This is a genomic window from Limosilactobacillus vaginalis DSM 5837 = ATCC 49540 (genome assembly GCF_000159435.1).
Lineage (GTDB): Bacteria > Bacillota > Bacilli > Lactobacillales > Lactobacillaceae > Limosilactobacillus > Limosilactobacillus vaginalis.
In genome coordinates, this window is the sequence record NZ_GG693412.1 from 549,817 (window position 1) to 561,764 (window position 11,948).

At 42.0% G+C, this 11,948-nt stretch carries 8 protein-coding genes; all 8 read left to right on the forward strand.

The window, feature by feature from the left end:
* Positions 1 to 245 precede the first annotated feature (245 nt).
* Positions 246 to 2,531 (forward strand): DNA helicase PcrA, encoded by a 2,286-nt coding sequence (pcrA, locus tag HMPREF0549_RS02515; RefSeq protein ID WP_003716690.1) that lies wholly within the window; start codon positions 246 to 248, stop codon positions 2,529 to 2,531.
* Between the two features lie 19 nt (positions 2,532 to 2,550).
* A complete protein-coding gene (ligA, locus tag HMPREF0549_RS02520) occupies positions 2,551 to 4,593 on the forward strand; it encodes an NAD-dependent DNA ligase LigA (protein WP_003716691.1) in 2,043 nt (680 codons plus the stop codon).
* 3 nt (positions 4,594 to 4,596) lie between these two features.
* Entirely contained in the window at positions 4,597 to 5,712 is a 1,116-nt protein-coding gene (locus HMPREF0549_RS02525) for a CamS family sex pheromone protein (RefSeq protein WP_003716692.1), read from the forward strand.
* Positions 5,713 to 6,109: 397 nt separating this feature from the next.
* Positions 6,110 to 6,427 carry an Asp-tRNA(Asn)/Glu-tRNA(Gln) amidotransferase subunit GatC gene (gatC, locus tag HMPREF0549_RS02530; RefSeq protein ID WP_003716693.1) on the forward strand — a complete coding sequence of 106 codons (318 nt, stop codon included), beginning with the start codon at positions 6,110 to 6,112 and terminating at the stop codon, positions 6,425 to 6,427.
* A complete protein-coding gene (gene gatA, locus HMPREF0549_RS02535) occupies positions 6,427 to 7,899 on the forward strand; it encodes an Asp-tRNA(Asn)/Glu-tRNA(Gln) amidotransferase subunit GatA (protein ID WP_003716694.1) in 1,473 nt (490 codons plus the stop codon). Before gatC ends, gatA begins: the two co-directional genes overlap by 1 nt.
* Position 7,900: 1 nt before the next feature.
* Entirely contained in the window at positions 7,901 to 9,325 is a 1,425-nt protein-coding gene (gene gatB, locus HMPREF0549_RS02540) for an Asp-tRNA(Asn)/Glu-tRNA(Gln) amidotransferase subunit GatB (protein ID WP_003716695.1), read from the forward strand.
* A 9-nt stretch (positions 9,326 to 9,334) separates the two neighbouring features.
* On the forward strand, positions 9,335 to 10,354 hold the full coding sequence (locus HMPREF0549_RS02545) for a diacylglycerol kinase (RefSeq protein ID WP_003716696.1): 1,020 nt from the start codon (positions 9,335 to 9,337) through the stop codon (positions 10,352 to 10,354).
* A gap of 97 nt (positions 10,355 to 10,451) precedes the next feature.
* Entirely contained in the window at positions 10,452 to 11,828 is a 1,377-nt protein-coding gene (gene rlmD / locus HMPREF0549_RS02550) for a 23S rRNA (uracil(1939)-C(5))-methyltransferase RlmD (RefSeq protein ID WP_003716697.1), read from the forward strand.
* Positions 11,829 to 11,948 lie beyond the last annotated feature (120 nt).

An 11,948-nucleotide genomic window follows, 5' to 3' on the forward strand; every position in this document is an offset into this window, starting at 1 on the left:
GTTTGGGTTACTGGCGATACTGACCTGGATGCTTTACGAAACCAGGTTGATGATACTGAGGTTTGGAATAAAACATTGCCAAATTCAGGGTCAGATAATGAAGAGCAAGAAAAATAAATAAGAACTGAGCTGAGACTGCTCACCAAAAGTCTTAAGCTCAGTTTTATTTTTGCAACATATGTTCGAAAACGACCAAAAGAAGTTGAAAATTTGGTATAATATGAGCCGATTGAAATTTAGAGAGGATGGAAATAGGCGTGAATAGTCAAGCACTTTTAGACGGCATGAACGATAAGCAAACCGAAGCAGTCTTAACAACAGAGGGGCCACTTTTAGTAATGGCTGGAGCTGGTTCAGGAAAGACTCGAGTACTAACTCATCGAATTGCATATCTGATCGAAGAAAAGGGTGTGCTTCCTTGGAATATTCTTGCGATCACGTTTACGAATAAGGCCGCACGAGAAATGCAAGAACGTGTTGGTAAGCTTTTAGGTGAGAGTGCTCGTGACATTTGGGTTTCCACATTTCACGCCCTCTGTGTACGGATTCTGCGACGCGATATTGAAAAGCTGGGGTATAACCGAGCATTTACGATCGCTGACACCAGTGAGCAACGAACATTAATGAAACGGATTTGTGCAGAATTAAATATTGACACCAAAAAATTCGATCCCCGAAGTATCCTCAGTGCAATCTCTAATGCTAAGAATGCATTGCAAACCCCTGATGACTACTCAAAAGAAGCCAATAGCATGTTTGAGAACATGGTTGCTCGCGCGTACAAACTCTATCAACGGGAACTAGAGGCTAATCAATCCTTAGACTTTGATGATTTGATTATGAAAACAATTGAGCTCTTTGAAAAGGATCAAGAGACTCTGGAATTCTATCAAGATAAGTTTCATTACATCCATGTCGATGAGTATCAGGATACTAACGATGCTCAATATAAGTTAGTTAACATGCTTGCTCAGGGATACAAGAACCTTTGCGTTGTTGGGGATGCTGACCAGAGTATCTATGGTTGGCGTGGCGCAAACATGAATAACATTTTAAACTTTGAACATGATTATCCACAAGCACATACAGTAATGCTGGAACAAAATTATCGTTCAACTCAGACAATTTTAGACGCGGCTAACGAAGTGATCGATAATAACGTTTACCGAAAGAAAAAGAAGTTGTGGACTGAAAACGGCAAGGGAGACCAGATTTCTTACTACCGGGCACAAAACGAACACGATGAAGCCCAATTTATTGTCTCTAAAATTAAAGAAGAACGGGAAAAGAATAATTATAAGTACAATGACTTTGCCATTCTTTACCGTACTAACGCTCAATCACGGATGATCGAAGAAACCTTCTTAAAGAGTAGTGTTCCGTACACCATGGTTGGTGGCCATAAATTCTACGACCGGAAAGAAATTAGGGATATTCTTGCCTACTTGACATTAATTGTTAACCCTCAAGATTCAATGAGCTTTGAACGAGTAGTTAATACTCCTAAGCGGGGAATCGGGATGACCAGTGTTGACCATTTGCGAGAATTTGCTAATGATAATAATTGGTCACTCCTTGAGGCTGCAGAAAACGTTGATATTGCAAATAACATCTCAACGCGGACGCGGGTTAAAATTGATGAGTTTGGTCAGTTAATGCGTAACTTAACTAAGCAAGCTGAGTTCTTAAACTTAACTGACTTAACGGAAGAAATCTTAGATAAGAGTGGGTACAATAAAGCGCTTGAACAAGATAAGAGTCTTGAATCACAGGCGCGGCGTGAAAACCTTGATGAATTCAAATCGGTTACCCAAGAATATGATGAGCAGCATAAGGATGAGGATGATAATAACATTCAAAAGATTACCAACTTTCTTGCTGACCTTGCTTTGGTTTCTGATCAGGATGACGTTGACGAACAAGCTCCGGCAGTTACGTTGATGACTCTTCATGCTGCCAAAGGACTTGAATTTCCGGTAGTTTTTCTTGTGGGGATGGAAGAAGGAATTTTCCCACTTTCTCGGGCAATTTTAGAAGACGATGAACTTGAAGAAGAGCGTCGCCTTGCATATGTTGGAATTACCCGAGCAAAGAAGAAACTTTACCTAACAAATGCCTTTTCCCGGTTGCTTTACGGCCGAATCCAACGAAACCAGCCATCTCGTTTTGTGGAGGAAATTAATCCTGACCTTCTTAAATTCGAGAATGATCAGCCCGCTGAGCGTCTTGGAGGACAAAAATTGCCATTTGGTGGTGAAGCGGCCACTGCAACTACTTATCGAGAGCAGAAGCAGCGTCGCCAATACCGGAGTGCTGGAAAACGAGTAAAGCCAGTAACTAATACGGGAACGGGAGCTGACCAGGTTTCCTGGAAGACCGGTGATAAGGTAACCCATAAGAAGTGGGGAGAAGGAACCGTTGTTAAGGTTAGTGGAAGTGGTAATGACAAGGAACTTGACATTGCCTTTCCTCAACAAGGAGTTAAACGACTTTTGGCTAGTTTTGCGCCAATTAAGAAGGTTACTGATTAATTAAAGTGAGGCCAATAAAATGGATAATCAATCAATCCCGGTTGCACAATTAACATTGGATCAGGCAAAAGAAGAAATTGGTCCATTGCGAAAGCAGATTGCTCAATGGGGGAAAGAGTACTATGAACAAGACAGTCCTACGGTGGAAGACTATGTTTATGATCGTCAATACCAACGGCTTGTTCAGATTGAACAACGCTTTCCCGAATTGCAAACGCCAGATTCACCAACACAGCAAGTTGGTGGTGAGGCTGAAAGCCAGCTGACGAAGGTTCGGCATGAGATTCCGATGTTGTCGATGGGGGATGTCTTCTCAATTGAAGAGCTAATGGACTTTAATCATCGTCAACAGGAAAATCGTGACGTTGATGTTGAGGCAGAGTATAACCTTGAATTAAAGATCGATGGCTTGTCACTATCGCTCGTTTATGAAAACGGAAAGCTAATCCAGGGTTCAACTCGCGGAAACGGTAATATTGGCGAAGATGTTACCGAAAATGTTCGGACAATAAAATCGGTTCCCCAAGAACTTCCCGAACCACTCTCCGTTGAATTTCGTGGTGAATGCTACATGCCAAAAGAGTCATTTGCCAAATTGAATGCACAACGAGAAGATGATGGTCAACCAATTTTTGCTAATCCCCGAAACGCAGCAGCAGGAAGCCTTAGACAGTTAGATCCCAAGGTTACAGCCAAACGTGATTTGGATACATTTATGTACTATGTTCCTGAATATCAAAAGCTGGGAGTTACAACTCAAGCAGAGGCTTTAGATAGGATGCGTGAGCTTGGCTTTAAGGTTAATCCGCATAACCGGGTTGTTCATAATCGACAAGAAATAGAAGATTACATTAATGAATACACGGCTAAACGTGACCAGTTAGCCTACGGAATTGACGGAATTGTGGAGAAAGTTAATGATCTTGAGACTGAAGAAGCACTCGGAAATACTGTTAAGGTGCCTCGCTGGGAGATTGCCTACAAGTTTCCTCCAGAGGAACAGCCGACAATTATCCGTGATATTGAATGGACTGTTGGCCGAACAGGCAATGTAACGCCGACTGCTGTAATGGATCCGGTTCAATTGGCTGGGACAACAGTTAGTCGTGCTTCCCTTCATAATCCTGACTACTTAAAGGAAAAGGATGTTAGGTTAGGTGATACTGTCTACCTTCATAAAGCAGGCGATATCATTCCAGAAATTTCTAAAGTTAATTTGAGTAAGCGACCGGCTGATAGTGAGCCATATCAAATTCCAACAAAATGTCCTGCATGTGATTCTGAACTAGTTCACCTTGATGATGAAGTAGCTCTCCGGTGCATTAACCCAATGTGTCCAGCACAAATTAAAGAGGGACTAGCACACTTTGCTTCACGAAATGCAATGGATATTGCTGGTCTCGGACCAAAGATTATTGAACAGTTATGGAATAAGAAGCTGATTCACGATGTTGCGGGACTTTATGCCTTAACGGAAGATCAATTATTAACTTTAGATAAATTTGGTGAAAAATCAGCGACAAACTTATTGACATCGATCAATAATAGTCGTAATAATTCTGTCGAGCGCCTTTTATTCGGACTTGGTATTCGTCATGTTGGCGCCAAAGCAGCACGCCTGATTATGGCTCATTTTAATGATTTGGATCAGTTAATGGGAGCTAGTGCCGATGAAATTTCCGCTGTTGATGGAATCGGTCCGACAATTGGTGAAAGCGTAGAAACGTATTTTGCTAATGAACAGGTTCAGTCATTAATTGAGGAGCTTCGTCAATCCGGCCTCAACTTTACGTATCTTGGCTCGACTACTACAGTTGATGAGTCGAGCGACTGGAATGGTAAACGGGTTGTTTTAACCGGGAAATTAGTGGAGATGACCCGGACTGAAGCCAAAGACTGGTTAGAAGTACATGGAGCTAAAGTAACAGGTAGTGTTTCGAAAAAGACTGATATTGTCATTGCCGGAGAAAAAGCGGGAAGCAAACTCACCAAGGCTCAGGAGCTTGGGGTCGATGTTTGGGATGAGCAACGCTTTAGTCAGGCGATGAAGGAGGAACAATAAACGTTGAAGAACAAACTAAAAAAAATAACCGTTGGGGTTGCCCTCTTGATGTCAACTTTGGTTTTGACTTCATGTGGCTTTGGTCATAAATCATCAAAAAATTATAGTACTACTGGTTCTTTGAGCGGAACTTATCAAGGGGTTATTAAAAATGGCCACTACAAGACAAGTAAGGCACGGGGAGTCAATGTTAGCCAAAATAGTAATTCATATAACCTTAAAAGTTTTGAAAGTGGCTTAACTCAAGTATCAAAGCGGGTTTTCTCAACGAAAAATTATATTTTCCAAGAAGGCCAATATCTTGATACCAGTACGGTTGAAAATTGGCTAGGACGGAAGAGCAAGAGCAATCCAGAAGGCCTTAACCCGGCTGAAGGGAAAAAGAGCGATCCTAATCCAGAATACATTCAGCAGATTGAAGAACAGGATTACATGCAGGAAAGCGGTAATTCAATGAAATTGCATGGTGTCACAATTGGGATCGGAATTAATTCTGAATATAACTACCAGAAGAAGACTGATGGACCAAATTATACAAAGAACATTAGTAATGCAGAGGTTAAGCGTCAGGGTGAAATCGCTGCTCAAAAGATCTTAACCCGGTTACGGAAGAAGAAAGAATTACGGAATGTTCCAATCGTGATTGCTTTATATAAGCAGGCACCAGACGATAGTTTAGTTGGTGGAAGCTTCTTTGCTTATAGTAAGAACAACGGAAGCAAGATTAGCAGCTGGCATAAGTTAGACTACCGGACTGCTGTACTACCAAAGGCTAACGGAACTGACCAGGAAACTAAATCCGATCAAACGGATAATGATAGTTTCTCTAACTTTAAGAGTCAGGTTCAGAGTTTCTTCCCTAACTTAAGTGGAGTAACTGCTCAAGCACAGTACAACGGTAGTTCATTGACTGGAATGCATATTACCATTACAACGCAATTCTATAGTCAGACCGAAATTACCAGCTTTACTCAATACATTGCCCGTGCCGCAAGAAAATACTTGCCAAGCGGAATTCCAATTGACATCAAGATTCAATCTAGTTCCGAAATGCAAGCCGTTGTTTACCGTAATTCCGGCTCCGACAAATTCCAAAGCCACGTGTTTGATTCGTATTAAGGAATAGAGTGTGAGCCCGTTAAAACCTTCCGGTGGCTAACGATTTCTCCACCGAACGACGTTTTGTCGTCGGAGGTGGAGGTCGTTAGCTTGAGGAAGGTTAGGGCGAACACGTTTTGACTATGTTACAGTAGAACTATTGTGAGGGAGCTTAGGCTAAACGCATTTTGACTATGTTGCAATAGGTGGAGGTTGCGGTCACGGCGAGCCCTTTTAACTAAATAATAAAATTAAGTGTTTCATAACATGAGGTTTCACTTCTTCATCAATTATGAAACACTTTCTTTTCCCTTGAATATTTAAGGATGAATAGTTAAAACCATTAGTATTCTGTGCTAAAATTATTAAATGTATGTACTATATTTAAGCCATAATTACTGGAAAAGAGGTAGAGAGAATGGCCAGTAAGATCACTGAGCAACAAGTAGAACACGTTGCTGAACTTGCTAAGTTGGAATTCAAAGATGAAGAGCTTACCAAGTTTACCACTCAATTAGGAAGCATTATTGATATGTTTGAAGACCTCACTAATGTTGATACCGAGGGTGTTGAACCAATGACTTCAGCTTCAGATCGGGAAAATGTTATGCGTGAGGACAAGGCAGTTAAGAGCTCTAAAGAAGAGACCGACGCATTGCTTAATAACGCTCCTGATACTGATGATGGGTACATTAAAGTTCCTGCAATCATCGATGAAAGTGAGGACGGCGAATAATGGATTTCTATCAAACCGACTTAAGTCAGCTGCATGATGATTTAAAGAATAAGAAGATCAGTGCAACTGAATTAACGAAAGAAACCTTTGATCACATTAAGAAAAATGAAGATCAAGTAAAGGCCTTCATTACATTAAACGAAGAAGCAGCAATGAAGAAGGCTGCCGAAATTGACCAACAGGGAATTAGCGAAGATCAATTAACCTCTGGGATTCCTTTGGCAGTTAAGGATAATATTTTAACTAAGGGGTTAAAGACTACTGCAGCATCCAAAATTTTGGAAAACTTCAACCCTGTTTATGACGCAACGGTTGTTGAAAAGTTAAATAACAACGGCTTTATTAATGTTGGGAAGACCAATCTGGATGAATTTGCAATGGGTTCATCAACTGAAAACTCAGCATTCTTCACAACCCATAACCCATGGGATCTTACCCGGGTTCCTGGTGGTTCTTCAGGTGGTTCTGCTGCGGCAGTTGCAGCTGGGGATGTCCTTGGTGCCTTAGGAACTGATACTGGTGGTTCCATTCGGATGCCCGCATCATTTAACGGAATTGTTGGAATGAAGCCAACATATGGCCGGGTATCTCGTTGGGGAATCATTGCCTTTGGTTCAAGTTTTGACCAAGTTGGTTGGTTGACTCGAACGGTTAAGGACAACGCATTGTTAACCCAAATGATTAGTGGCAATGATGAACACGATATGACTTCATCCCTGAAGGAAGTTCCTAACTGGGCCGCTCAATTAAACGACGATACTAACGTTAAGGGCTTGCGAATTGCTGTTCCTAAGGAATACTTCGAAGGAATTAATGATGATGTTCATGAAGTAATTAAGAACGCCCTTGATCATCTTGAATCACTCGGTGCCGTCATTGATGAAGTTTCATTGCCTCATACTAAGTACGGTGTTCCTGCATACTACATTTTGGCCTCATCCGAAGCTTCATCAAACCTTCAACGATATGATGGGATTCGGTATGGTTTCCGGGCAAAAGATGTTAAGAACATTGAAGATGTTTATGTTCGTTCTCGGACTGAAGGTTTTGGTGAAGAAGTTAAACGGCGGATCATGTTGGGAACCTTCTCACTTTCAGCCGGGTTCTACGATGCCTACTTTAACAAGGCCGCTAAGGTTCGTCGCTTAATTGCTCAGGACTTTGACAATGTCTTCAAGGATCATGACGTTATTCTTGGTGCTACTGGTGCCTCAACAGCATTTAAGATTGGTGCTGAAATCGACGATCCACAAACCATGTACATGAACGATGTTTTGACAGTTCCTGTTAACATGGCTGGTCTTCCTGCAATGTCAGTTCCGGCTGGCTTCTCAGCTAAGAATGGCATGCCAGTTGGTTTACAAATTATCGGAAAGCCATTTGATGAACAAACAGTTTACAACACCGCTTATGTCTTTGAACAAACTACTGATGTTCACAAGAAGGCACCTAAGTTAGGAGGTCAAAACTAAGATGAACTTTGAAACAACGATTGGGCTAGAAGTCCACGTCGAATTGAAGACTAATTCAAAAATTTACAGTCCATCACCAGTAGAATATGGTGACCAGCCTAACAGAAATACTAATGTGATCGACTGGGGTTATCCTGGTGTTTTGCCAACATTGAACAAGGGTGTTGTTCGTGATGGAATTATGGCCGGCCTGGCTCTTCATGCTCAAATTGCTCGTCACATGCATTTTGACCGGAAGAACTACTTCTACCCAGATAACCCAAAGGCTTACCAGATTACTCAATCAGAAACACCAATTGCTCATGATGGTTGGATTGAGATTGAAGTTAATGGTAAGAAGAAAAAAATCGGGATTGAAGAAATGCATATTGAAGAAGATGCCGGTAAGAACACTCATACCAGCAAGTACTCATATGTTGACTTAAACCGTCAAGGAACACCATTAATCGAAATTGTTTCTAAGCCGGATATTGCTTCCCCAGAAGAAGCAGTTGCCTACTTGGAAGCTCTTCGTCAACGGATCCAGTTTACTGGAATTTCTGATGTGAAGATGGAAGAAGGGTCGATGCGTGTCGACACTAACATCTCCATTCGTCCGGTTGGTTCTGACCAGTTTGGTACCAAGACCGAAATGAAGAACATCAACTCCTTTAACTATGTTCGGAAGGCATTGGAATTCGAACAAAAGCGTCACCAAAATGTCTTGCTTTCAGGTGGTCACATTGCCCAAGAAACACGGCGTTATGATGAAGCTACTGGTGAAACAATTTCAATGCGGACAAAGGAAGGTTCCGATGACTACCGTTACTTCCCAGAACCAGATATTCCTGATTTAAACGTTGATCAAAAGTGGATTGACGAAATTGAAGCAGAAATGCCTGAAATGCCGGGTGAACGACGGGCGCATTACGTTAAGGATCTCGGTTTAACCGATTATGATGCGATGGTCTTAACTCAGACCAAGGAAATGTCTGACTTCTTTGAAGAAGCCGTTAAGGATGGCGGCGATCCTAAGCGGGTTGCTAACTACTTAATGAATGATGTGAACTCCTACTTGAATGATAAGCAGGTTGACTTACCTGATACTAAGTTGACACCAGCTAACTTGGCCGGGATGGTTAAGTTGATTGAAGACGGTACCATTTCATCCAAGATGGCGAAGAAAGTCTTCAAGGGAATTCTTGATGGTGAAGAACCAAGCGCCTACGCTAAGGAACATGGTTTGGTTCAATTATCTGACCCAGCTCAATTGCAACCAATCGTTGATGATGTTTTAGCAAACAACGAACAATCAATTGCGGACTTTAAGAACGGTAAGGATCGGGCTGTTGGTTACCTGATGGGCCAAATCATGAAGCAAACTCGTGGTAAGGCTAACCCACAAGTTGTTACTAAGTTGTTGATGAAGTCGTTAAACGCTAAGTAGTTTGGAGGGATGACCGTGCGAAAACGTGCTCGGATAATTTATAACCCCACTTCTGGTCGTGAAACTTTCCGGAGTGATCTCGTTGATATTCTTTCAATCTATGAAAAGGCTGGCTACGAGACCAGCGCTTTTGCTACGACACCAGCACCAGACTCAGCAAAGAACGAGGCAACTCGTGCAGCTAAGGAAGGCTTTGACCTGATCGTCGCTGCCGGTGGTGACGGAACCCTTAATGAAGTAATTAACGGGATTGCTGGATTAGAACACCGGCCAACTTTGGCAATTATTCCCGCCGGAACGACAAACGACTATGCGCGGGCGTTACGAATTCCTCGTGATGATCCGATTGCTGCAGCCAAGTTGATTTTGAAGAAAAATAAGAAATTCAAAATTGATATTGGTAAAGCAGGCGAGAATTACTTCATGAACATTGCCGCGGGGGGAACGATGACTGAATTAACTTATGAGGTCCCTTCTCAAATGAAGTCCCTCTTCGGTTACGCTGCCTACTTTGCTAAGGGTGCAGAACTTATTCCGCGAATTAAGCCAATTGAGATGCAGATTAAGTACGATGGCAAAGAATATCGGGGTAACGCAACGATGTTTATGATTGCCCTAACAAATTCTGTTGGTGGTTTTGAACAAATCGTTCCCGACGCTTCTCTTGATGATGGTAAGTTTACGATGATTATCGTGAAGAAGACGAACATGATTGATATGTTGAGTCTGATGGCAAAAGCCTTACAAGGAAAGCACCTGGATGATCCACGAATTATCTATGAGAAGGCAACCGATATTGAAGTAATTCCGTTAAACAAGGACGATCGCTTAATGGTTAACCTTGATGGTGAATACGGTGGCGATGCGCCAATGGAATTCCACGATTTGAAACAACATATTGAAGTTGTTGCTAACCTTGACGAAATTCCTGATGATGCTATTACAGTTTCTGATGATTTTAAGCGGGTTGAACAAGACTTCGTAAAGAGTGTTGATGATATTAAGGATCGTGAAGAAAAACAAAATTAAATCGAAAAACGGCTAGCATCCTAAAAATAGGAAGTTAGCCGTTTCTTTTGTTATAATAGGGAAAGTTTGTCACGTTGAAATTAATGGAGGAATAACGTTGAAATTAAATATTCCAGTACATAAAAATGAAGAGTATCCCGCTATGGTGGTTGATTTGACCTACGAGGGTAATGGAGTTGTGAAGATTGATGATTTTCCAGTCTTCGTGCCCAATGCTTTGCCAGGGGAAGAAATCACAGTAAAAATTACTAAAGTTGCTAGTCATTTTGCTTGGGGCCGGGTAATGGCATGGCAGACGAAAAGTCCTGACCGGGTTGATGTTAAGGATAAGAAGTATATCCAGACAGGGATTGCTCCGCTTGGTCACCTTAAATATGAAGCCCAATTAAAGTTTAAACAGCACCAAATTGCTGAGTTGCTGGCAAAGGCGCACCTAGATGAGATTGAGGTGTTGCCAACGATGGGGATGGACAAACCATACCATTACCGGAATAAGGCCCAAGTACCGGTCAAGATGGTTCGTGGTCAATTGGAGACTGGCTTTTACAAACGCGGAAGTCATACCTTAGTACCAATCGAAGACTTCTATATTCAAGATCCAGCTATTGACCAAGTAATTATCGTGGTTCGTGACCTATTACGGAAATATCATGTAACACCATACGATGAACGAACTGGTAAAGGTGTTATCCGAACTGTCATGGTGCGTCGAGGATATTATAGTCATGAAGTAATGGTAGTGCTAGTCACCAATACGAAGCGATTACCAATGGCAGAACAAATCGTTGATGGCATTGTAGCAGTCGTACCTGAAGTAAAGAGCATCGTTCAAAACATCAATGACAAGAAGACTAACCGCTTACTTGGCGACAAGAATAAAACGCTCTGGGGTGCCGATGAAATTCATGACCAATTGCTCGGCATTGATTTTGCAATCTCACCATTATCTTTTTACCAAGTTAATCCGCAACAAACTGAACGCCTTTACCAAACAGCTATTGATAATGCTGGTTTAGATGGCAGTCAAACAGTTATTGATGCTTATTGTGGAATTGGGACGATCTCGTTGGCAGTTGCTAAGCACGCCAAGCAAGTTTACGGGGTTGAAATTGTTCCTGCAGCGATTGATGATGCCAAGCACAACGCCAAGCGCAACGGCATTAAGAATGCTAAATTCGTTGTCGGTAAAGCGGAAGAACAATTCGCTAAGTGGCAAGAAGATGGCTTAAAGCCAGATGTCGTGATTGTTGACCCACCACGTAAAGGCCTTGCCGAATCGTTGATTGAAGCAACTGGCAAGATGGCGCCACAAAAGGTGATTTATGTTAGCTGTAATCCAGCCACATTAATCCGTGATATTCAACGCTTTGCTGAACAAGGATACCATGTGACGAAACCGATTCAGCCAGTTGACCAGTTCCCACAGACGACGCATGTTGAGAGTGTAGCGGTGCTGGAGCGGACAGATAAATAGCCGCTAAACACCGGTGTGACGGCATTCCTGATAGATTGAAAGTGTACTAATTCCTGTTTTATTGATTGGAATTAGTACACTTTTTGCTTTTTATGCCTTGAGTGTTATTATTAATGTAGT